This window comes from Leptospira weilii serovar Ranarum str. ICFT (assembly GCF_000332415.1).
GTDB classification, from domain to species: Bacteria; Spirochaetota; Leptospiria; order Leptospirales; family Leptospiraceae; genus Leptospira; species Leptospira weilii_A.
In genome coordinates this window covers 1-21,326 of sequence record NZ_AOHC02000035.1, presented here as the reverse complement: position 1 = coordinate 21,326, position 21,326 = coordinate 1, and the positions used below count along the sequence as shown (strand labels likewise).

The 21,326-nt window shown below is 43.7% G+C and carries 21 protein-coding genes and 2 pseudogenes; 12 read left to right on the top strand and 11 right to left on the bottom strand.

The genetic code is table 11. The features are described 5' to 3' along the window. Positions 1-27: 27 nt before the first annotated feature. The gene (locus tag LEP1GSC060_RS10230; RefSeq protein WP_003003286.1) at positions 28-675 is read right to left on the bottom strand and encodes a hypothetical protein; all 648 of its coding nucleotides are present in this window, start codon (positions 673-675) and stop codon (positions 28-30) included. Between the two features lie 9 nt (positions 676-684). Continuing rightward, positions 685-984, bottom strand: a complete 300-nt coding sequence (locus LEP1GSC060_RS10225) for a hypothetical protein (RefSeq protein WP_003003439.1) — start codon at positions 982-984, stop codon at positions 685-687. 270 nt (positions 985-1,254) lie between these two features. On the opposite strand from LEP1GSC060_RS10225, the gene LEP1GSC060_RS10220 reads away from it, so the two are divergent. The 9 genes from LEP1GSC060_RS10220 to serB all read left to right on the top strand — a co-directional run bounded on the left by LEP1GSC060_RS10220 (position 1,255) and on the right by serB (position 9,736). After that, positions 1,255-2,301 carry a DsbA family protein gene (locus LEP1GSC060_RS10220; protein ID WP_003003436.1) on the top strand — a complete coding sequence of 349 codons (1,047 nt, stop codon included), beginning with the start codon at positions 1,255-1,257 and terminating at the stop codon, positions 2,299-2,301. Positions 2,302-2,328: 27 nt separating this feature from the next. Beyond that, entirely contained in the window at positions 2,329-3,309 is a 981-nt protein-coding gene (locus LEP1GSC060_RS10215) for a malate dehydrogenase (RefSeq protein WP_003003433.1), read from the top strand. Positions 3,310-3,328: 19 nt separating this feature from the next. Beyond that, positions 3,329-4,459: an aminotransferase class I/II-fold pyridoxal phosphate-dependent enzyme gene (locus LEP1GSC060_RS10210; RefSeq protein ID WP_003003277.1), complete on the top strand. Its 1,131-nt coding sequence runs from the start codon at positions 3,329-3,331 to the stop codon at positions 4,457-4,459. After that, complete coding sequence (gene bioD, locus LEP1GSC060_RS10205; protein ID WP_003003301.1) at positions 4,459-5,124, top strand: dethiobiotin synthase; 666 nt, start codon at positions 4,459-4,461, stop codon at positions 5,122-5,124. The genes LEP1GSC060_RS10210 and bioD overlap by 1 nt, the downstream gene beginning before the upstream one ends. Next, a complete protein-coding gene (gene bioA / locus LEP1GSC060_RS10200; RefSeq protein WP_036096125.1) occupies positions 5,121-6,422 on the top strand; it encodes an adenosylmethionine--8-amino-7-oxononanoate transaminase in 1,302 nt (433 codons plus the stop codon). Before bioD ends, bioA begins: the two co-directional genes overlap by 4 nt. Before the next feature lie 40 nt (positions 6,423-6,462). Further along, positions 6,463-7,527: a biotin synthase BioB gene (gene bioB / locus LEP1GSC060_RS10195; RefSeq protein WP_003003565.1), complete on the top strand. Its 1,065-nt coding sequence runs from the start codon at positions 6,463-6,465 to the stop codon at positions 7,525-7,527. A gap of 389 nt (positions 7,528-7,916) precedes the next feature. Beyond that, on the top strand, positions 7,917-8,093 hold the full coding sequence (locus LEP1GSC060_RS20335) for a hypothetical protein (RefSeq protein ID WP_000875511.1): 177 nt from the start codon (positions 7,917-7,919) through the stop codon (positions 8,091-8,093). A 7-nt stretch (positions 8,094-8,100) separates the two neighbouring features. Beyond that, a complete protein-coding gene (locus LEP1GSC060_RS10185; RefSeq protein WP_003003494.1) occupies positions 8,101-8,847 on the top strand; it encodes a GDSL-type esterase/lipase family protein in 747 nt (248 codons plus the stop codon). Between the two features lie 7 nt (positions 8,848-8,854). Beyond that, positions 8,855-9,736 carry a phosphoserine phosphatase SerB gene (gene serB, locus LEP1GSC060_RS10180; RefSeq protein ID WP_003003339.1) on the top strand — a complete coding sequence of 294 codons (882 nt, stop codon included), beginning with the start codon at positions 8,855-8,857 and terminating at the stop codon, positions 9,734-9,736. Here serB and mutS read toward each other — a convergent pair. Together mutS and LEP1GSC060_RS10170 are read right to left on the bottom strand one after the other, a co-directional pair. Further along, complete coding sequence (mutS, locus tag LEP1GSC060_RS10175) at positions 9,725-12,265, bottom strand: DNA mismatch repair protein MutS (protein ID WP_003003420.1); 2,541 nt, start codon at positions 12,263-12,265, stop codon at positions 9,725-9,727. The genes serB and mutS overlap by 12 nt on opposite strands. Continuing rightward, entirely contained in the window at positions 12,262-12,912 is a 651-nt protein-coding gene (locus LEP1GSC060_RS10170; RefSeq protein WP_003003298.1) for a phosphoribosylanthranilate isomerase, read from the bottom strand. Before LEP1GSC060_RS10170 ends, mutS begins: the two co-directional genes overlap by 4 nt. Positions 12,913-13,048: 136 nt before the next feature. On the opposite strand from LEP1GSC060_RS10170, the gene LEP1GSC060_RS10165 reads away from it, so the two are divergent. After that, positions 13,049-13,750 carry a purine nucleoside phosphorylase YfiH/LACC1 family protein gene (locus tag LEP1GSC060_RS10165; protein ID WP_036096109.1) on the top strand — a complete coding sequence of 234 codons (702 nt, stop codon included), beginning with the start codon at positions 13,049-13,051 and terminating at the stop codon, positions 13,748-13,750. On the opposite strand, the gene LEP1GSC060_RS10160 is transcribed toward LEP1GSC060_RS10165, so the two are convergent. Genes LEP1GSC060_RS10160 through LEP1GSC060_RS10145 form a run of 4 tightly spaced genes read right to left on the bottom strand, consistent with a single transcriptional unit; the run spans position 13,747 to position 18,244 of the window. Further along, positions 13,747-14,154, bottom strand: coding sequence for a response regulator (locus LEP1GSC060_RS10160; protein ID WP_003003507.1), 408 nt, complete (start codon positions 14,152-14,154; stop codon positions 13,747-13,749). The two genes, LEP1GSC060_RS10165 and LEP1GSC060_RS10160, sit on opposite strands and share 4 nt — an antisense overlap. Before the next feature lie 16 nt (positions 14,155-14,170). Next, positions 14,171-15,247, bottom strand: a complete 1,077-nt coding sequence (gene leuB / locus LEP1GSC060_RS10155; RefSeq protein ID WP_003003452.1) for a 3-isopropylmalate dehydrogenase — start codon at positions 15,245-15,247, stop codon at positions 14,171-14,173. A 16-nt stretch (positions 15,248-15,263) separates the two neighbouring features. Further along, positions 15,264-16,484 carry an aspartate aminotransferase family protein gene (locus LEP1GSC060_RS10150; protein WP_003003510.1) on the bottom strand — a complete coding sequence of 407 codons (1,221 nt, stop codon included), beginning with the start codon at positions 16,482-16,484 and terminating at the stop codon, positions 15,264-15,266. Then, complete coding sequence (locus tag LEP1GSC060_RS10145) at positions 16,481-18,244, bottom strand: phospho-sugar mutase (protein ID WP_003003593.1); 1,764 nt, start codon at positions 18,242-18,244, stop codon at positions 16,481-16,483. Before LEP1GSC060_RS10145 ends, LEP1GSC060_RS10150 begins: the two co-directional genes overlap by 4 nt. A gap of 90 nt (positions 18,245-18,334) precedes the next feature. Here LEP1GSC060_RS10145 and LEP1GSC060_RS10140 point away from each other — a divergent pair, with 90 nt between their 5' ends. Next, positions 18,335-18,700, top strand: coding sequence for a hypothetical protein (locus LEP1GSC060_RS10140; RefSeq protein ID WP_003003292.1), 366 nt, complete (start codon positions 18,335-18,337; stop codon positions 18,698-18,700). Next, on the top strand, positions 18,700-19,815 hold the full coding sequence (locus LEP1GSC060_RS10135; protein WP_003003409.1) for a pyridoxal phosphate-dependent aminotransferase: 1,116 nt from the start codon (positions 18,700-18,702) through the stop codon (positions 19,813-19,815). The genes LEP1GSC060_RS10140 and LEP1GSC060_RS10135 overlap by 1 nt, the downstream gene beginning before the upstream one ends. A 167-nt stretch (positions 19,816-19,982) precedes the next feature. Here the strand turns inward: LEP1GSC060_RS10135 and LEP1GSC060_RS21095 are convergent. The 3 genes and pseudogenes from LEP1GSC060_RS21095 to LEP1GSC060_RS20975 form a co-directional block, all read right to left on the bottom strand. After that, a pseudogene (locus tag LEP1GSC060_RS21095) lies at positions 19,983-20,087 on the bottom strand (Rpn family recombination-promoting nuclease/putative transposase); the annotation flags it as partial. 546 nt (positions 20,088-20,633) lie between these two features. Continuing rightward, a pseudogene (locus LEP1GSC060_RS20980) lies at positions 20,634-20,893 on the bottom strand (IS110 family transposase); the annotation flags it as partial. After that, positions 20,837-21,326, bottom strand: a 490-nt coding sequence (locus LEP1GSC060_RS20975; RefSeq protein ID WP_003003562.1) for an IS110 family transposase, incomplete at its 5' end; no start/stop codon positions are given. The gene LEP1GSC060_RS20975 and the pseudogene LEP1GSC060_RS20980, both read right to left, overlap by 57 nt.

Sequence of the window (21,326 nt, the reverse complement as noted above, 5' to 3'; positions counted from 1 at the left end):
TACTTGAACTTCCTTTGAGATCGTCTCTTATTCCTCGGATTCTTCCTTTTCTTCCTTACCGAATGCGTAGAGTCTTTTTTTAATCGGAGTTTTGCGATTGAGTCCCGGATGAATTTTCGTGATCGTAAAAACGAATCGCATTCTTTCTCTTCCGAAGTTGTTGACGAAAAATTCGGAGGAAAGCCCGATCTCGAAATATTGAGTCATTCTTTCTTTGACTACCTTGTCCGAAATCCGAAAATCCGCGCTTTTGCCGATCACCTCGTAACTATCCAGTTTTTCCGCGGATTCCATTTTGGAGAACGTAGGCATTCCCGGAGGTTTGAACAATACGGGAGAATTTCGTAATATTTGAATTTCGTAATCTTCCGAGTCTTTCGCTTTTTTAAGATTGAATATCAGATGATTGTCGGAGATTGCGTTGCAATACGTTCGAATATTTCCGGAAGTTTGTCCCACGCTGAATCGGATATTTCTCTGACTTTCGGAAACCACGAGTAAAAATCTATCGCCTTCTTCGGGTGGAGTTCCGATTCCGGCGCTTCCTTTTTTGATCGCCGGATAAATGACTTCTCTGAAAAATAGAAAGATTAGACCGGTAAACGCCGCCAAACCCGCGAAGATCAAAAAAACGTCCAGACCGACCGTATAAATAAGACCGAGAGTAAAAAACAAACTTCCTCTCTATCGTATTACATCGATTTTGTGATCGACGGCGTTTTCGCTCATTCTGGAACGTACCATCATGGAAAGAAGATTTTTCATTTGTTCGGGACTGATGACTTGATTCATTCTTTCTTCAAAGGACACGGGGGAAGGTTTCATGACAAGTTTTTCCGGTTTGATTTCATTTTCGGGTTTTGTTTTCGATTCTGAAATTTTTACGTCCTTTTCTTGGCGGTTGGTCCCTGTTGATATCGGTTCCGCTTCTTTACGGAACTGAAGCCACGAAAAAGGTTGGATCGTAAATCCTGTTACATTCATAAATCCAAACCTCCTTTGAAATACGAATCGGATCGTTTTGATCCGAAAGTTTCTCTATTAAAACTATCGGTAATAGAGGATTCACTTTAGTTTTTTTTCGAATTTTTTTACTCCTCAAGAGATATTTTTCACCGGAACTTTTAAACCGGGATCCAAAAAGGGCGGAAAAGAGAGTCTGAATTTATCGTTTGCCAGTCTACCTCGGATTTCTAAATTGGCAGTAGGGAAACTTAAGTTGCCGTTTTTCTAACCTTCGGAGGAAATATTTCCATGCAAGACATAATCGAAAAATTAAAAGCAAAGGAATCCAGGCCGTTACTCGTACTCTCGGCCGTCTTTTTGATCTATATCGCTTTTACGATCCTTCCGCTCGTTTCCTATTTTTCTCCGGAAGGAGTCGTTCAAATCAACGGTAAAAATTATACCATCAAAGACGTTGAAAAGGACAATCCTCGGGTGGCTCGTAAATTTTATGCGGAAACGAACGATCGTCTGTATCGTGTTCTCTCCGAATTCGCGAGTAAAAAGGTGGTCTCGCTCGCCGCAAAGGAGCGTAACGTTTCCGAAAAAGAACTCTTAGAGCCCGTAGGTTCCGCTCCGAGTGTCGAAGAAATGCGCGCCATCTACGATCAATACAAAAATTCACCGGCTCTTAAGGGAAAGTCTTTCGATCAGGTTAAGTCCGAAATCGAAAATCATCTCGTTGCCCAAAAAAAAGAGGAAGCGAGAAATTCCCTCTTCGGCCAACTTCGAAATCAATACAATATTTCCGTAAAGGTCAAAGAACTTCCTCCTCTCAGAGACGATACGATTCTCGCAGGAAACAATCCTTCCGTCGGACCTGAAAAAGCAAAAGTTACCATTATCGAATTCTCCGATTTTGAATGTCCTTTTTGCAAAAGAAGTCAGGATGTAAACATTCAGTTGAGAGCAAAATACAAAGATCAAATTCGTTGGGTGTTTAGAGACTATCCCCTTTCTTTTCACCCGAACGCTATGTTCGCTCATATTGCCGCAAACTGCTCGGCTCCTCAGGGAAAATACTGGGAATTCTTCAAAGTGCTTTTTGATAATTCCGGCAATCTTCCAAAGGAAAGAGTATTGGATTTAGCAAGAGGTGCGGGTCTGGATATGAAAACGTTCAGCCAGTGTGTGAACGATTCCGAGGTTCGTAAAGAAGTGGAAGCGGATATGGCCGAAGGTGAGAAATACGGAGTCAGCGGAACCCCCGCTTTTTTTATCAATGGGATTATGGTAGAAGGTGCGCAACCGTTGGAAGCGTTTACAAAAGTGATCGATCAGGAACTTAAAAATTAAAATCAGAAAAATAGGAGTCAGCCAAATATGAGTAAGACGGTGAAAGTCGCTGTTACAGGCGCCGCTGGGCAAATTGGGTATTCGCTACTTTTTAGAATTGCTTCCGGACAAATGTTCGGCGCCGATACTGCGGTGGAAATTCAAATGCTTGAATTGGAAGCTGCGATTCCTGCTGCAAAGGGTGTAATCATGGAATTGGAGGACTGCGCGTTTCCACTTCTTCAAAAAGTGACCGTTTCTTCCGATTTAGACGCCGCTTTTAAGGATATCAACTGGGCGCTGTTAGTCGGTTCCGTTCCTAGAAAAGCGGGAATGGAAAGAGGCGATCTTCTCAAAATCAACGGAGGAATTTTCGTAAATCAGGGAAAGGCGATCGAAAAGAACGCGGCTTCCGATGTGAGAATTCTCGTGGTTGGTAACCCTTGTAATACCAATTGTCTGATTGCAATGAACAACGCAAAAGGAATTCCCGGAGATCGTTGGTTTGCGATGACTAAATTGGATGAAAACAGAGCCAAGTCGCAACTCGCTTCCAAGGCGGGTGTTCCCGTAAAAGAAGTCACTCATTTGGGGATTTGGGGAAACCATTCCTCCACACAATATCCCGATTTTTACAACGCAAAGATTTCCGGAAAACCGGTAACCGACGTAATCTCCGATCACGATTGGTTGAAGGGAGATTTCATTAAAAACGTTCAACAAAGAGGAGCCGAAATCATCAAAGCAAGGGGAGCTTCTTCTGCGGCGAGCGCGGCAAACGGAGTTGTGGACACGGTTCGTGGAATCCTTACTCCGACCGCATCCGGGGATACCTTTTCTGCAGCGATCGTTTCCGACGGATCTTACGGAGCTGAAAAAGGATTGATCTTCGGATTCCCTTTGAAGTCGGATGGAAAGAAAGTGGAAATCATCCAAGGACTTCCATTGAACGACTTTGCAAAAGAAAAATTCAAGATCACTCACGACGAACTCATTTCCGAAAGAAACGAAGTAAAGGAAATGCTTTAGAATTCGAAAGAGAGGTTTTTTGAACCTGAACCAGTCTACGTTTTTTCAGAAAACCTCTTTCGTTTTGGAATCCTTGAAAAAGGATTTCCTTTTTAGATCCCTGGAAGTTCCTTCCGGGGTCGATTTATCTTCTAACGATTATCTCGCGCTTACTCGCCATCCAAAACTCATCCAAAGTCTGAAAGAAGGTCTGGATCTTTACGGAGCCGGTTCTGGCGCCTCTCGTTTGGTAAGTGGACACAGGGATTCTTTTGAAACCGCGGAACGAGCCTGTTCTGCATGGATCGGAACACAAACCTCTCTTTGGGTTGCGAACGGTTACACGGCCAATCTGGGACTTATCTCTTGTATCGCAAACGCAAAGTCGGAAATCTTTATCGACCGGCTCAATCACGCTTCGATTCTGGACGGAGTTCGTCTCTCGGGCGCCGAGAAAACATATTATAAACATCTAAACTTAAATCATCTCGAAGAACTTCTTCAAAAGTCCAAAAAAAAAGAAAAGGTCGTCGTTTCCGAAACCGTATTCAGTATGGACGGAGATCTTGCGCCGATTTCAGATCTTCTCTATCTCAAAAATAAATACGATGCGGTTTTGATTTTGGACGATGCTCATGGGATCGGTGTTTTTGGATCGAAGGGAGAAGGGAGAGTTGCTCAGATTTTAGGTCCCGAAAAAATAGGAGAAGTGGACTTTATCACTTATACAAGTGGAAAGGCTTTAGGTCTGGAAGGGGCTTGGATCGGAACTTCTCAAACCGGAAAAGAGTTTCTAATCAACAAGATGAGAACCTTTATTTATTCCACAGCGCCTATGCCCGCGATCGCGTACGCCGTTCCGACCTCGATTTCGATCGTAAAATCGATGGAAACCGAAAGGGAAAATCTTTTAAAACGAGCGGATTATTTTCGTACTTCGCTGGAAACCAAAAATTATCCGAAAACCGGTTCCGAATCGCAGATTGTACCGGTCTTGTTTCCGTCCGAAAAAACTGTATTGGAAACTGCAGAGACTTGTAGAAATAACGGGCTTCACGTCAAAGCGATCCGTCCTCCGACTGTGAACGTTCCCAGACTTCGAATCAGCATTCATTCCGATACGGCGGAATCTGCATTAGAGAAATTGATTTCTCTTTTACCGGAGTTTTGATGGCGGTATTCATCGGAGCCACCGGAACGGATGTGGGCAAAACACTTTTCAGTTCTCTCGTTTTGGGAAAATACGGAAAGTCCTTGGGACTCAAGTATTTCAAACCCGTTCAAACCGGGCACGATAGCGATCGTGTTACCATGATGAACCTCACCGGTCTTCACGAAAGTTACTTTCTGAAAAACTACTATTCCCTGGCCTTTGCCGGATCTCCTCACTATTCGTCGGAGTTGGAGGGGGTGGAAATCGATTCGGACGAACTGTCCAGGCATCTTTATAGCATTCGAGACGAAAAAATCATCGTGGAAGGAGCGGGCGGACTTCTCGTTCCCTTGACTCGCAGGACTCTCACATTGGAAGTGATTCGTCAGTCGGAGATTCCTCTGATTTTGGTCGCCCCCGTTTCTTTGGGTGCGATCAATCAAACTCTTCTTTCGATAGAAGCGATCCGAAATCGGAATATCGATCTGAAAGGAATTTATTTTATGGGTATTCCCGATAAAACTACGAAAGATAATATTCGAACGATCACGGAATTGAGCGGGACGGTTTCCCTTGGAAATTTCTTTTTGAATTCGAAAGAAAAGATGAGCCGGGAACGTTTTCAAAATGAATGTCTTCTTCAATTCGATTCTGAAGAATGCGTAAAAAAAATACTCCTATGATTTGGTATCCGTTCACTCCACAGTTCGAACCCGATTTTCCCTTAAGGATAAAAAGGGCCAAGGGAGAATTTTTGTATGACGAGCGGGGAGATTCCTATATAGACGCGATCTCTTCTTGGTGGGTGAGTATTCACGGACACAACCATCCCAAAATCATTCAAGCCGTTAAGGATCAGTTGGATCGACTCGACCACGTTTTGTTGGCGGGTTTTACACACGACCCGGCGGAAAAACTCGCGAGTGAACTCTTAAAAATTACGGACGGTTTGTTTCATTGGGTTCTCTATTCCGATAACGGATCTACGGCTGTGGAAATCATGATCAAACTCGCCTATCAGTATTTTCAAAATACGGGAGAAAACGATCGAAGAATATTCATAAAATTGAATGCTTCTTACCACGGAGATACGATAGGCGCCATGAGCGTGGGAGGAAATTCCGTTTTCAACCGGGTATTTCAAGGACTGATGTTTCCGACGGAAGAATTTGTAAGTCCTAACTGTAGTTTTTGTCCTGTGGGAAAAAAACCCGATTCTTGCAACGTGGAATGCGTGGACCCCATCGAAGAGTTTTTTCAAAAAAATCGCCAAACCGTCGCCGGAATCGTGATCGAACCTTTGATCTTAGGTTCGGGAGGAATGATCTTTTATAAGGAAGAAGTTCTTCAAAAACTCGAAACCGTCGCTAAAAAATACGGAGCCTTACTTTTAGTGGACGAGGTTTTTACGGGATTCGGAAGAACCGGTTCCCTCTTTGCGTATCAAAAGGCAGGGATTAAACCGGATCTGGTTGCGATGGCAAAGGGGTTGAGCGCGGGTGCGGCTGCGATCGCTGTGACTTTGGCGACGGATCAAATTCATTCCGCGTTTGTGACCCCCGAACCGGAAAAAGGATTTTATCACGGACATACGATGACCGGAAATCCGATCGCTTGTTCGGCGGCTCTTGCTTCCATAGAACTTTTTTTTGCGGAGAATCGTCTGCATCAAATCGCAGGATTGGAATCCAAACTCAAGGTCGGTTTAAAAAAAATAGAGGGAGAATTTCCGAAAGCGGTTCGGGACTGCCGAGTTTTAGGAGCCGTCGGCGTTTTGGAATTGGAAGTAGGAAACGAAAGCGGTTATAATTATCCGGGAAACAAAATTCTCAAGAAGAAATTTTTGGAAAAGAAAGTGTTACTTCGTCCTTTAGGAAACGTGATTTACCTGACTCCCCCGTACAATATTCAGGACTCATCTTTGGAAAAAGTGTTCCAGGCGATTCGGGAAACACTCTCGGAAATTTCCTTTGGGAATTAGACTTTTCAAGAAAACTCCCTCGCTTGAATCTGTCTGAAGCATGTCCACAACACTCAAAGCTGCCGAAAAAATATTTTCCGAAATTCCAAGCGTAATCACCAAAGAAGAAGGTCTGGAAATTCTAAGCGGTTCCGTTCCGTTGACGACTTGTTTGGACAAGGCGTTTCAAGAAAGAAGTCGATACTTCTACGATAAGGTTAGAATTCATATCTTGGATAATATCAAAAACGGCTATTGCCCGGAAGACTGCGGTTATTGCGCTCAAAGGAAAAACGCAAACTCCGGAGTCAGGGAATACCCGATGAAGTCCGAAGCGGAGATTTATGAGGAGGCGGTTCTGGCGAAAAAAAACGGAGCTTACCGTTTTTGTATGGTGACCTCCGGAACGGGACCAAATCGGCCGACCACCGAAAAACTGGCTTCTACGATTCGACGGATCACGGACGAACTCGGTATGAAGGTTTGTTTGTCCGCCGGGCTTTTGGACGAGGAAAAGGCTCAACTTTTAAAAGGCGCGGGTTTGGATCGTTACAATCATAACCTCAACACTTCCGAAAACCATTATTCGGAAATCTGCGACACTCATACGTATGCGCAAAGGACGGAAACTCTTTCATCCGTTTCTAAGGCGGGAATCGGAATGTGCAGCGGCGTCATCGTAGGAATGGGAGAAACTCTTCGAGACGTAGTGGATGTCGCTTTTGAACTCAAGTCCTTTCGAGTCATTTCGATTCCGGTGAACTTTTTTATTCCCGTCAAAGGACACGCGATCAAAAATCCGAGCGTTTTAACTCCGGAACTCTGTGTGAGAATTCTATGTCTTTTTCGTTTGGTGAATCCGGATTCGGAGATTCGAATCGCAGCGGGGAGAGAAGGGCATCTCAGAAGCCTTTCCGCAACGGCCTTGTTTGCGGCCAATTCAATATTCTCCTCCGGCTACTTGAATGTAAAGGGTTCTGAGATCGCCGAGACGGTTGCGATGATTCGGGACGCCGGCTTTGTCCCCGAACTCGCGGATGGCGGAGTTCTTCCGGAGGATTCCGAGACGGAAGGATTTTATTCGGAAAAAAATTTCCCGGAACTCTATAAATTTAAGAAATCCTAAAGGTTAAAACGAAGGTTAAACCTTCAAAAAAAGCTGGTTTTGGTATTTTTTAAGCTTTCCCGACAACTTTTTTTTATTAAATTGAGTCTGAGAACAATGTAGATTGTTACACGCCGATTTGCGTTACGAATGTTCGGATCGGAGTTTAAAAAAACGGAGTTCGGTTTAAAAACGGAACTTCGGCAAAAAAGCGAAAAGTTCGATTTTCAAACATCAGTTACGTTATGTGTCTTGTTTTTGGATTTTGAAGTAAAAAAATTTGAAAAACAATTTGGAAATGTCGGAGCGAGAATGTTTTTTTTCGAGTCTGAAAAAGAGTCGTTCGTTTTTTTAGAATCGATTGAAAGCCTGAATTGATCTAAAAATCTGACATTACTGGAGTTTAATGGATGAAATATAAAATAGAAATCAATAAGCTAAAAAACGGTTATATAGAAGCTAAACTGATCGATACTGCCTCCAACAATCCGATCGAGTTCAGAATCTGCGATTCGGAGGATTATCTGCAAGCTCAGATCGCGGATTGGCACAAACGTTTTCATATGAAAGAACCGCAGGAGCAGTAGTAGATCTTTGGCAAAGTATCTTTCTATTGTTTCTTTGCTTTTTCTTTTTATCTCCTGTTCCTCCCTGCTTAAAAAATCGTATATAGATGATTATTCAAGCCCCGACTTCGAATGCTGGTCCGGGGCCGGGTACCGTTCCGCTGAAACTTTCGAGTTATACAGATCCGCCTGGTCCAAGGTACGAAATCTTTATAGAGATGAAAATCGGAGAATCCAATCCGCAAATATCGTCTTCACAGGGAATTCACTGATTCATTTGTTTCCGAAAGAACTTATGACGAAAGAATTTCCAGGTGCGGTCAACCGAGGAATCGGCGGGGATATAACGGAACTACTTCTGGAAAGATTGGATGAGGATGTGGTTTCTTTAAATCCAAAGGCGATCGTTTTGGAAATCGGGGGAAACGATCTCATTCAGGGAAAATGTCTCCATCGGATTGAAAACAATTTGGTCAAAATTTTGGACAAACTTACTCAATCCCTTCCCAATACAAAAATAGTGATTCTGGGAGTTCCTCCCGTTCGAACTCAGAATTTGAATAGGGTTTCTCCGGTGCTCAATCTGGCTTGGATCTCAATCATTCAGTCTTATAAAAACGTCGTTTTTTTGGACAACTGGCAATGGCTTAGAGAAAAGGATAGGCCGATTCTTCGTCAGGAATTCTGGCTTGAAAAAGATAAAATCCATTTGAATGACAACGCCTATAAGGTCTGGGTCGAAAAATTAAAACCGATTCTTTTACCTTATCTTTAAAGGTCCCGTGCTTTTAATTCTCACCGACAATCCCGAAGAGATTCGAAAAGAAATCCTGTTAGGAGTGGGAGATTTTGGATCGCTCAAACCGGAGGAGGTCTTTCTGCTTTCCTCGGCTCCGATCCGCACCCGAGGATTCTGGAGTTGTATCGAATGGAAGATTTCGAAAAAGTTGGATCGTCTTGAACTGATTCAAATCAGAGAAATATTTGCAAAAAAAAATGCGGACCTTCTGCAAGTGGAGAAATTACTTGATCCGAACAAAAAGAGTTTTTTCGCTTTTGATATGGATTCCACTTTGATCCGGCAAGAAGTTATAGACGAATTGGCGGGACTTGCCGGAGTTTATGAGGAAGTCGCTTCCGTCACCAAAGAAGCGATGGAAGGAAATCTGGACTTTCAAGAAGCTCTCAAAAAAAGATGCGCTCATTTAAAAGGACTTTCTACTTCTATTTTTACGGAACTCTATCCGAAACTGGAGCTGAATCAAGGAGTCGAAAAACTTTTGCGGGGATTGAAGGAAAGGAATAGTAAAACCGCCGTTTTTTCCGGAGGTTTTACGGACATTCTGGAAATTTTCCAAAAAGAGTACGGGATAGACGAGATTCACGCGAATCTTTTAGAAAGAGACAACGGACAACTTTCGGGAAACGTAGTCGGAGACATTGTTGATAAAAATAAGAAACTCGAATATTTGAAAAAAATTCGTGATCGGGAAGGTGTTCATCCTTCTCAAGTGGTTGCCGTCGGCGACGGCGCGAACGATTCTCTAATGTTAAACGAAGCGGGGATCGGAATCGGATTTCACGCAAAAGAAGGTCTGAAAAAGCTCATCGTCAATTGGGTGGACTTTGCCCCGATGGACGTTCTCTTATTTTTATTTTCTTAATTTTTTTTGAAAATCTTCCAAAGCCTTTAAAGCTTCGATCGGCGTCATTTCTTCCAATTTCAATTTTAGAATCGATTCTTCCGTTTCCGAGCGAAGGTTCTTTGGTTCCGATTCGGAAAAGAGAGAAGGTTGTGCTTCTTGAATTCGAATCTCTTTCTTTTTGGATTCCAGATCGGTCAGGAGTTCTGCGGCCCTTTTTACGATCGGCTCCGGAACTCCCGCGATCTTGGCTACATAAATCCCGAAGGATTTTTTTGCCTTACCGATTTTCACCTTCCGTAAGAATAGGACCTTGTCCTCTTTTTCAAGCGTTTCGAGATAAAGATTGAAAATTCCGTTCAGACGAGAAAGCTCCGTCAACTCGTGATAGTGTGTCGCAAAGATGGTCTTTGGTCGTACGGGCAAAGAAGAAAGATATTCCAGAATCGCCCAGGCGATGCTCATTCCGTCGTAAGTAGAAGTTCCTCTTCCCACTTCGTCGAACAGAATCAAAGAATCTTCGGTATAGTGATTCAGAATATTCGCTGTTTCTTTCATCTCGACGTAGAATGTGGACTCTCCCGCCGTGAGGTTGTCTCCCGCGCCGATTCGAGTGAATAGTTTATCCACGATCGGAAGTCTCGCCGACTTTGCGGGTACAAAGGCTCCCATCTGAAAAAGAATCTGATTGAGTGCGATTTGTCGCATGAACGTGGACTTACCGGCCATGTTGGGCCCCGTTAAAACGGCAATGGCCTTGTCCTGCGTATCCAAATAGACGGAGTTCGGAATAAATTCCTGACCGGGAGGAAGAGTCGCTTCTACCACCGGATGCCTGGAATCTCCCAGATCCAGAGAACGATCTTCGGAAAGTTGGGGGCGAATCCAGCCGAACTTGTCCTTGGCAGTTAAGACGGAAATCTGAAAATCCAGATCCCCGATCTCTTCCGAAAAGGAAAGTAAAGCCGAAGAATATTTCAAAACTTCTTCCACCATTCGATTGAATTCGGTTCTTTCGATTTCTTGAATGATTTCGTCCGCTTCCAGAATGGTTCGTTCGATCTCCTCCAACTTAGGAGTTGTAAACCGTTCGCTTCCGACGAGGGTTTGTTTTTTGAGATAATCTTTCGGAGCCTGTTCCGCTTGAACCCTGGAAATTTCGATAAAGTATCCGACGATTTTATTATAACGAATCTTTAATGTGTTTAATCCGGCTCTTTTTTTCTCTTCCGTCTCGAGTTCTAAAATCCAGTCCTTTCCTTTGAATCCGGCCTCTCTGGCCTTATCTAACTTTGCGGAGAATCCGGTTTTTAAAAAAGGACCGTTTCCTAAAATTACCGGGAGGTCTTCGTTCGGATAAAGACGTTCTTCGATGAAATTGGAGAGAGTTTTTAATTCTTCCGATGGAATCAAAAACGGATAGGAAAGCGCTTCCAATTCTTTTTTAAGTTTGATTCCGGTGGAAATCGAATTTAAGATCGAACGAAAATCTCTCGGATAGGCGTGATTTCCACGAAAACGTGTGAGGATTCTTTCCAAGTCCGCGACGTCCCGGAGCGCGCTTACGAACGGCGAGAGAATTGTTTTTAAAAGAATGTCCTGTTTTTCCCAGCGAGAATACAAAATCAACGGATCACATTCAGGAAATAGAATCCTTTGTTTGAGAAGTCTTTTGCCTTTTGAAGTATTGCAAAAATTGAATATAGAATAAAGTGTGTGATTCTTTTCCTTTTCGTTCTCTACGAGTTCCAGGTTGAGAATCGTTTCCCGATCCATTTCCAAAAACTTTCCGGAGCTTAAAATTCGGGGTTCCCTCAAAACGAGTCTGTTGTCCCGGTACGTTTCGCGTATGTATTCGTTCAAATATTGAGAAAGAATCCGGAACGGATCCTTATCCGAAGTTTCTTTCTGGTCTTTTAAAGCCGTGAATTCTCGATTTTTAAAATATTCCAAATCTTTAAAGAATGAAATCTCCGATTTAGGAACGCAGATTTCGGAAGGTTTAAATTTTTCCAGTTCCGTGATCAGTCTTTCAAGTCCGGTGATCGACGCGGAAGAATGGAACACCTCGCCGGTCGAGAAGTCGGCCATCGCGAAGTAGATCAGACTTTTTTTTAGATGGAGAACGGCGAGGTAGTTGTTTTGAAAACCGGAAAGGAGATTTTCCTCGATCACGGTTCCGGGTGTGATGATTCGAACCACGTCTCTTGTCATGAGTTTGGAACCGGGCTCCGCCGATTTGGATTGTTCACAGATTGCGATCTTTTTTCCCGCATTCAAAAGTCGGGAGATATAGTTGTCCTTGGAATGATAGGGAATCCCGCACATCGGAACCGCATTTTGTCTTTTGGTGAGCGCGATGTCCAGAATGGAAGAGGCTACTTTAGCGTCCTCTAAGAACATTTCATAAAAATCGCCCATTCGAAAAAATAGAATCGTATCCGGAAAATCCTTTTTGATCGCGAGGAATTGTTTCATCATCGGCGTGTTGAGCGCTTCCGCGAGATCGCTCCAGTATTCGGCGGATGTTCCCGTAGTTTCCAAACTCATAAGGCAGACTTTGTATTCCGGATAAATTGAATTACTTTTTGTGCGTCTTTAATTCCGGGAGAGGATTCGACTCCGCTCGCGACGTCGACTCCAAAGGGTCTTACGGTTTGAATCGCATTGGCGACGTTAGTCGGGTTTAAACCGCCGGCTAAAAAAAACTTTCTTTCGATTTCGGAAATGAATTCCCAGTTGAAAGTTTCCCCCGTGCCTCCGCCCGCTCCTTTGGAATAACTGTCCAAGATCAAAAATTCCCCCGGAATGTCTTTTAGATTTTCGTTATATACCGGAACTTGCACTCGATACGAGCAAATCTGGCGTTTACCGAGTAGCGCTTCCCGATCTACGGAAACAAGTTCCGGATCGTCCCAAACCCATTGAACGAGATCGTGATCTAAGGCGGAAACGACGGATTCAATTTCTTCGGGAGGATTTTGATAGAATAACAATACGATTTCGGGGGAATTCTTTTGCGCTCTGTAGTATTCTACGATTTTTTGAGCGTCGGCAAACGAGATTTTTCTCGGACTGGAAGCCGCAAAATTCAAACCGATATAATCGGCGCCTGCTTCCTTGCAGATTTTTGCGATTTCTAAGTCTCGAATTCCGCAGATCTTAACCTTTGTTTTTTCGGAAGAATTCGTTTTCATGAGGGAAGTTTTTCCAGTCTTTAGGGAGGGTTTTTTTAGATCACGTACTTTAAAGTGAGCTCGATAGAACCAATGGGAAGCGACCGATTTTCTTTAACACTGGTCAATTTCAACGCGGAATGTATTTTCGGATTTCATGGCCTTGTTTCATTCGTTTCCGATTTCCAAAGGTAAAAAAATCAAGATTCTCATCGCGGGAAAAAACGAACTTCCTTCCGCATCCTTGGACGTCCATACTCAGAGAAAGGAAATTTCTAGACTTACCGGAATAACCGAATCGAAAGTTTATATTTTAAATCAGATTCACGGAGAAGGGATTGTCGATCTTTCCAAGATGAAATCTTTTTCTTTTCCGGAAGGAGACGCCTTTTTCGGAGAAGAGTCCGGTAAAATTCTCTGTATCAAAACTGCGGATTGTATGCCTTTATTTTTTTGGTCTCTAAGAGATTCCGAGTTTGTAGCGATCCATTCCGGTTGGAAAGGAACGTTAGCCGGAATTACAGAAAAAACTTTAAAACTCGCTTTTTCCGAATCCGTTTTACGAAGCGGTTCTCTTTTGGGTTATCTAGGACCCTGTGCGAGCGGACGTAGATACGAAGTCGGAGAAGACGTCGCGTCGGCTTTTCGAGAAGAATTTCCGGATTGTCTGAAACAAAATGATACCGGTAAAACCTTACTCGATCTAGAATCCTTTTTAAAATACCGTTTGGAAAAAAATGGAATTCAGGTGTTGTTCCGATCGGCAGGGATCTGCACGTTGGAAGAGAATTCAGATTTCTTCAGCCATCGTAAAAATGAAGTCGGAAGAAATCTGAATCTGATTTGGAAAGAGGATTAAACCTTAGGAATTTTTTTCATCGCTGCATTGATCTTTTCCAATACCTTCTCGCGTTTTACCGGTTTTGGAACGTAATCCATCGCGCCTTCGTCGATCAGATTTTTTAAAACCGCCGGAGTATTTTCTTCGGAAACGATTACGATTCTAGGAAGTACTCCTCTATCCTTGATTTCAAAGAAGGTCGCATATCCGTCCATCACCGGGAGATTGAGATCGAGTGTGATCAAATCTACGAGCCTATGTTGATCATAGAGTTGTACGAGTTCCTTTCCGTTTTCCGCAAACCCGATCACTTGATAACCTTCCGATTCCAAAATCTGTGCCAGTTGTTTGGCTTGAAATCTAGAGTTTTCGGCGATCAATACTTGATACGGTCTTCCGTTAGGAGCTACACCTGCTTTCATTTTTTTTTACCTCTTTTTAGAGAAAGGATTCGATTAACTGACCGATTTCTTTGGTTCCGACTACAGTCGATCCCGCTTCCGCGATGTCTCTGGTTCTTTTCCCGGAGGCGATCGTTTTTCGAACTGCGGTTTCTATCTTGGTCGCTTCTTCTTCCATAGAGAACGAATAACGCAATAACAACGCGGCGCTCAGAACTTGCGCGATCGGATTGGCAATACCTTTTCCGGCTATGTCCGGAGCGGAACCGCCGGAAGGTTCGTACAAACCGAATCCGGATTCGGAAAGGGATGCCGAGGGAAGCATTCCGATCGAACCGGTAATGATCGAGGCCTCGTCGGAAAGGATATCTCCGAACATATTTTCGCAAAGAATCACGTCGAATTGTTTCGGATTTACGATGAGTTGCATCGCCGCGTTGTCCACATAAAGATGATTCAATTGGACGTCTGAAAATTCTTTCTTATGCAGATCGATTACAACTTCCTTCCAAAAAACGGAAGTCGTCAAGACGTTTGCCTTGTCGATGCTTGTCACTTTATTATTTCTTTTTCTCGCCGCCTGAAATGCGACCCTGGTAATCCTTTCGATTTCCCTTCTCGAATACTTCATCGTGTCGTACGCGAATTCTTCCGGACCTGATCCTTCTCTACCTTTGGGTTGTCCGAAGTAGATCCCTCCGGTCAATTCCCTTAAAATCAAAATGTCCAATCCGTCTCCGATGATGTCCGAACGCACCGGAGAAGCGTTTTTCAACTCGGGATAAATGATTGCCGGTCTGAGGTTTGCAAATAAATCGAAATGTTTTCTTAAGGGTAGAAGCGCTCCCCGTTCCGGTTGTTTTTCCGGTGGTAGGTTTTCCCATTTAGGTCCGCCTACACTTCCGAAAAGAATCGCGGAGGAATCTTCGCAGAGTTTTAGAGTTTCCGGCGGAAGGGGATGTCCGGTTTTATCGATCGCGATTCCACCCACGAGTCCTTCCTTAAATTGAAACTCGGAAGATTTTTTACCGAGAGCCTTTTTCAAAACGGAGAGGGCTACCTCCATGACTTCCGGGCCGATTCCGTCTCCGGAAAGTACTGCTACGTTTTTCATTCTTTTTTGGATCCTTTTAGTTTTGTTTGAGTACGGATTCTAAGATATCCAGACCTTGATTTAAAAAGTCCGTCGAGATCGTAAGCGGAGGCATAACGCGAATCACGTTATCCGCCGTTGCGTTGACCACGAGCCCCGCCGCCAAACAAGTTTCAACGATCGGTCTGGAAGGAATTTTCAACTCCACTCCGATATGAAGTCCTTTTCCTCTGACTTCGGAGATCACGGGATATTTCTCTTTCATCTCTCTCAGTCTTGTGAACGCGATATCCGAACAAACGTTTACGTTGTTCAGGATTTCTCTTGTCTGAATGATTCGGATTGTCTCATACGCGATCGCCGCGGCGAGGTGGTTTCCTCCGAACGTGGAGCCGTGAGATCCTTGTGTAAAAAGGTCCTGATATTTTTCCGCAACTATCAAAGCGCCGATCGGAAAACCCGAACCGAGTCCTTTTGCCAGGGCCATCGCGTCCGGACTGAAACTCATCGTTTCAAAGGCGAATAACGTTCCCGTTCTTCCCATTCCGGTTTGGATTTCGTCGAAGATCAGGAGCGCTTCGTTTTCCAAGGTCAATTCTCTGGAAAGAGTGAGAAAGCTGTTCGACAAAGGAATGATTCCACTTTCGCCTAAGATCGGTTCTTCGATCAGTGCGACGATTTTTCCCTGATATCTTTCAAACGCGGATACGAGAGCTTCGTCGTTGTTCGGTTCTATGAACTCGATTCCTTTGAGAAGTTCTCCGTAGCCCTTTCTGATTTTTTCCTGACCCGTAAGGCTCATTCCGGAAACCGATCTTCCGTGAAAACTTTTCTCCAAGGAAAGAATGATCGGATCTTCGATGTTTCTAAAATCCGCGTATTTTCTGGCGAGTTTAAACGCGCCTTCGATCGCTTCGGTTCCGGAGTTGGTTAAAAACACCTTTCCCGGAAAAGAATTTAAGATGAGAAGTTCCGCAAGTTTTGCCGCTTCTTCGGAGTAGAATAGATTGGAAGTGTGAAAGAGTTTGTCCGCTTGAGAACGAACCACTTCTATGATATCCGGGTCCGCGTGCCCTAGGTTTGTGACCGCGACTCCGCAGTGAAAATCGATGTATTGTTTATTATCAAAATCGAATAGAAGTTCGTTGACCCCGTAACGAAACGCGACGTCGTATTTGGAATACGTATTGAGAAGATAGTGATCCGCCAATTCTTTTGTGTGTTGAAAAAGTTCCTTTTGGATTTCCGTGTCGTTCATGAGAGTCCTGCCATTTGTAAAAATATTTCTTCGGAGTTTTTGATTTCGGAGAGAAGATCTTCGGTAAGATTTCGAATTTCTTCCTTAGATTTCGGAGCCTTTAAACTCTGAAAGGAAGAATAGATTTTGATCTTAGGTTCCGTGCCGGAAGGTCGGATCGTGAGTTTTGCGTTTCCTTCCAGAATCACTTGAATTACGTCCGAGGACGGACAACCCGCAAACGCGGACTTAGACGCGGTCCCTTTTGCGATCCCGGTTTTGTAGTCGAGAATCCCGATGATTTTTCTCCGATGGATTTGTTTTCCTAAAAGATCCGCGGTTCTTAAGGACTCCAAGGATTTTCGGATCTTTTCTTTTCCAGCGCTTCCCTCCAAGGTAAGAGATTTGAGACTTTCTTGAAACAAGCCGTATTTGAGATAGATCTCGTCCATGTAATTTAAGAGATCTTTTTTTTCGGTGAGAATTTCGAGTAAGAGCAACGCGGAAGAAAGGGAATCCTTATCTCTTACAAAAGAAACGGGAAGATAACCGAAGGATTCTTCTCCGCCGAACAAAAAGAAATCGGTTTTGCTTTTATCGATTTTTGCCATCACTTGCGCGATGAACTTAAATCCTGTAAGAACGTTCTTATACTTTACTTTATTTTTTTTAGCGATGATTTCTTGAAGATCCGTGGTTACGATCGTTTTGATCAAAACCGCCTTTTTCTTTTTTTTACCCGAAGTATAGGACTCGCAGAGATAAGCCGCCATGATGGAACCGATTTGATTTCCGTTTAATAAAACGTAGTTGCCGTTTCCGTTCTTGACTCCGATTCCGAGTCGGTCCGCGTCCGGATCGGTGGCGATAAAAGCGTGAGCCCCTTTGGCGATCGCAAATTTTTTGGAAAGTTCCATGGCCTCCGGTTCTTCCGGGTTCGGAAACTTGACGGTTGGAAATTCTCCGTCCGGATCTTTTTGTTCCGGAACTAAGAATACGTTTTTATATCCGAAACCGTTTAGAAGTTCTTTCATCGTTTTGGCGCCGGTTCCGTGTAACGGTGAATAGACGACCTTCATCGCGGCCCTGTCTTTCGATTTTAAAGAAGAAGAAAGAATTCCCGCCTTTGCTAATTCTTTTTTGTAAGAATCAAAACAATCCTTTCCGGCGGGTTTTACCATCTTTTTGTAAAGCGGATCTTTGGGAGAAAGAATGGAGATCCGATTCCAATCCGTGATGGACTCGATCTTGGAAATGATTTTTTGATCGTCCGGAGGAACGAGTTGACCTCCGTCCGAAAGATACGCTTTGAATCCGTTGTAATCGGGAGGGTTGTGGGAAGCCGTGATGACAACTCCTCCGGTCGCTTTGTAATAACGGATCGCATAAGAGAGAAGAGGAGTGGGGGTCACTTCTCCAAAAAGAATCACTTTCACTCCTAAGGATGCCGCGATACCCGCGGTGACTTCCGCAAATTCCTTGGATCTCCTTCTGGAATCGTATGCGATTACGATCGAAGCCTTTTTGGTTTTTTTAGAAAGATAACTTACGAATCCGAGTGCGGCGCGACCAACGGTGAACTCGTTCATTCTACCGATTCCGTTTCCGAGTCTGCCGCGCATTCCTCCGGTTCCGAATTCGAGCGGAACCGAAAAGGCTTCCACGTCGGGACCGGATTCTCCATTGGAAAATTTTTCAAGGACCCGTTTGGCTTCGTCGCGAACTTCGCTGGGGAAAGGATCTAACGTCCAGGAATGAATGAGGGATTCGGGATAATTCATAGGATTCTATTTCAGTTTTTAAGAAGATTAAATTCATAAAAATCGGCTTTCTTTTGAGGTTCAACCCTAATTTTAGCCGATCCATAAAGTATGGAATCTTATGAATTCAATCAGAACGAAAACAGGGAATTTCTGAGGTTGAGCCGAGTTTTAAAACTTGCGTCATTCTCTTTTTTCTGTCTTTCCGGTGCGTCATTCTTTTCCGCATTCGTTTCCAAGGATACGAGCAAACTCGTTTTGTTTCTTTCGCCCGGAATTTTGTTTTTACTCGCCGGGATTTGGAGTTACAGCGCGGCGATTTCTTTTCAAAGGATCACCGATACTAAAGGAGAGGATTTGGATTTTTTAAGAATCGGTCTTCGTAGTTTACGAATTCATTTTTGGATTCAGATTTCTTTCGGATTCTTTGCAATTCTATTTCTCTTGGGAGGGGCCGTCCTTACCCTTGTTTCTTGATGGAACCCGGAGAATTTTGGATCGAAGAAAGACTCGAGAAGTATAGAAAGATCGCGCCTTGCAATCTCGGGGAAAGCGGGGTTCGAAATATAACTTTGGGCGAACTGCTTTCGAGTTTGAATCTTTCTCCGGATGTTTTGACTTCGATTTCTTTGGAAGACGCACCTAATCAAGGGGATTTGGTCTTAAGAGAAGAAATCGCAAAACTTTATCCCGGTCTGGACCCGGATCGGATTTTGATCACGACCGGTACCGGAGAGGCTCTTTACATTTTATTTCATCTGCTTTGTAAAAAGAATTCGGTTGTTTCTTATTTACATCCCGCCTTTCAAGCGTTATACGAAATACCGAAGATGATCGGCGCCGTTTTGGAACCCATTCCGCTTTTGGAATATATGGATCAGAGTTCAAATTCCTATCTTCCGGAATTTTGTGTTTGGGAATTGTTCGCTCGCGGAAAAAACCTTGCGATTTTCAATCATCCTCAAAATCCTACGGGATTTTCTTTGCGGCAGGATGAAATCCGAAAGATCCGTGAATTTGCGGTCGAACATACAGGATGGATTCTTTTTGACGAACACTACCGCTTTTTGGACTTTCAAAACGACCTCAGTTGGACCGGCGCCGGACTTACCGAACGCACAGTCAGCACGGGTTCGATCACGAAATGTTTCGGGGTGATGGGGCTCAGAATCGGGTGGATGACCGGACCGAAAAAACTGATTGAAAAGGCAAGGTCGTTCAAAGACTACCTAACGCATACGGTTTCTCCGATTTCGGAATTTTTGACTTTGAAAATTTTACAAAACCGAGAACGTTTGATTTCTCCGATCAAAACATCCATTTTAGAGAATATTCAATTTTTCGAAACTATCTGGAAGGATCTTCCGGGTATTGCCGGTTTTACGAGGCCGGGCGGAGGAGTGGTTTCTTTTGTAAAACTCAAAGAAGGAATCCTTTCTTCGAAATACGCGGACGTTTTGATGGAACAATGCGGGGTTTTTGTTCTTCCGGGAAGAGACTTCGAGTGCGAGGGTTGGATCCGAATCGGTTTTGGAGAAACCCCGGAGAGGTTTCGTTCGGGTTTGGAGCGATGGAAAACGTTGAGTCTGTAACGAATATTCGGATTGTATCCATCCAGAAGAGAATCTTTGCAGGTTATTCTTTTGTAATCTCCGGGGATCCGGTTTTGCAGGAATATAAGTAAATTGGAATATTATAGTTCTATCCCTAACAATTGCCGTAACTTCTATTCACTAACATCGCTTCGCCGGTGCAGTCGCGAGCTTTTCACAAAAGAACTCCGGTGTGCAATTTGGACTTCTACGTGAAAGATATTTTCACTTTCATCTTTCGCTCGGATGCCCAAAAACGAACGTTTGTCACTTGTATTCTCCATAATCACCCCACCACCCACACACACAAGTTGAGATGAGTTTTGAAATAAGGAGAATCAAAAACGCGGATTTTTCAAGTGTTCCGACAAGAATGAGATTTTTTACTTGCAAAAAGTATGATTTTCTGATAAAGAAAAACCTCCCGAATCTTCCCGCCTCCTATTTCGCGACTCATAGGGAGCGAAATAGAGTTTCTTCCCCTCCGCCCAAATCATGGGAGAAACTCAACACAACACTCCCTACGGGTCGTGCTGTGGGGCCGAGCTTCTCACAGAAGATTTGTCGTAATTCCGACAGATTTATCTTCGGATCCAAGCCCTTATGGGTAACGTTTTGGCTTCCTACGGGTCGTGTTGGAGAAACTAAAGCACAACGCTTCCTAAACTCAATCTCACTCCCTCCTCCTATGTTCCTTGTGTCAAGCCCCTCCGCTATTTTTTTACATAAGACCATATTGAGCTAACTTACGATTCAGAACATTTTCGGGCATAGAGTCGAAGAGTTGCCCTGTTCGAATCATAGAAAAAGAACTTCGATCATTTTACGTGAAGTAGCAATGATCGATTTCTTTGCTCCTTTTTAGCATATAACCTTTCGTAGAACTCTTTAATCTTACCGCCATGCTGACAACGGACCAGGCTCCAAGCTGCTTGAACAATCACTCTTCGGATCGAATGACAACCGCGGGAAACAATTCTACCATATCGAACCGTATCTCCTGAGATGTCAACTCTGGGAACTAAACCAGCGTAGTAGGCGGCTTGTTTACCGGAAGAAATCTTTTGCAGTCCCCCATGTAACTCATAATCGCCAGAGACGTAATCATCCCGATACCAGGCATGGACATGATCGTTTGAACGTAGACCTGATTGATTTTCAGAGCGCCTTTAATATCTTCTTCAATGAGTTTTAGATTTAGTTCGACTAAATCTAAAACTTTTAAGATTCGTTCCGCTTCCTTATGATATCGATCCGGAAGTAAAGTTACAGAAGTTTCTCTGGATGCTTTTGTCCGTAAATGTTTTTTGGTGATCTCAGTCAGACCGGCTTGAGTGAATAAACTGTGAAGCCGATTCTTTCCTTGCGTTAGTTGTCTTGTCCAATTCTCATGCTCGGTACACAATCGACGATTGTCTTCCTCTTCGTCCGTGGGAATTGGAACAACCGGTAATTCTTCCTTTGGATAACGTTGAATGAGTTTAGCTATCTTAAGAGAATCTTCTTTATCA

Excerpts from the sequence above, each read along its gene's own strand:
- LEP1GSC060_RS10225 (WP_003003439.1), bottom strand. The coding sequence starts at position 984 with ATGAATGTAACAGGATTTACGATCCAACCTTTTTCGTGGCTTCAGTTC.
- LEP1GSC060_RS10220 (WP_003003436.1), top strand. The coding sequence starts at position 1,255 with ATGCAAGACATAATCGAAAAATTAAAAGCAAAGGAATCCAGGCCGTTA.
- LEP1GSC060_RS10215 (WP_003003433.1), top strand. The coding sequence starts at position 2,329 with ATGAGTAAGACGGTGAAAGTCGCTGTTACAGGCGCCGCTGGGCAAATT.
- bioD (WP_003003301.1), top strand. The coding sequence starts at position 4,459 with ATGGCGGTATTCATCGGAGCCACCGGAACGGATGTGGGCAAAACACTT.
- bioA (WP_036096125.1), top strand. The coding sequence starts at position 5,121 with ATGATTTGGTATCCGTTCACTCCACAGTTCGAACCCGATTTTCCCTTA.
- bioB (WP_003003565.1), top strand. The coding sequence starts at position 6,463 with ATGTCCACAACACTCAAAGCTGCCGAAAAAATATTTTCCGAAATTCCA.
- LEP1GSC060_RS20335 (WP_000875511.1), top strand. The coding sequence starts at position 7,917 with ATGAAATATAAAATAGAAATCAATAAGCTAAAAAACGGTTATATAGAA.
- mutS (WP_003003420.1), bottom strand. The coding sequence starts at position 12,265 with ATGAGTTTGGAAACTACGGGAACATCCGCCGAATACTGGAGCGATCTC.
- LEP1GSC060_RS10170 (WP_003003298.1), bottom strand. The coding sequence starts at position 12,912 with ATGAAAACGAATTCTTCCGAAAAAACAAAGGTTAAGATCTGCGGAATT.
- LEP1GSC060_RS10165 (WP_036096109.1), top strand. The coding sequence starts at position 13,049 with ATGGCCTTGTTTCATTCGTTTCCGATTTCCAAAGGTAAAAAAATCAAG.
- LEP1GSC060_RS10160 (WP_003003507.1), bottom strand. The coding sequence starts at position 14,154 with ATGAAAGCAGGTGTAGCTCCTAACGGAAGACCGTATCAAGTATTGATC.
- leuB (WP_003003452.1), bottom strand. The coding sequence starts at position 15,247 with ATGAAAAACGTAGCAGTACTTTCCGGAGACGGAATCGGCCCGGAAGTC.
- LEP1GSC060_RS10150 (WP_003003510.1), bottom strand. The coding sequence starts at position 16,484 with ATGAACGACACGGAAATCCAAAAGGAACTTTTTCAACACACAAAAGAA.
- LEP1GSC060_RS10145 (WP_003003593.1), bottom strand. The coding sequence starts at position 18,244 with ATGAATTATCCCGAATCCCTCATTCATTCCTGGACGTTAGATCCTTTC.
- LEP1GSC060_RS10140 (WP_003003292.1), top strand. The coding sequence starts at position 18,335 with ATGGAATCTTATGAATTCAATCAGAACGAAAACAGGGAATTTCTGAGG.
- LEP1GSC060_RS10135 (WP_003003409.1), top strand. The coding sequence starts at position 18,700 with ATGGAACCCGGAGAATTTTGGATCGAAGAAAGACTCGAGAAGTATAGA.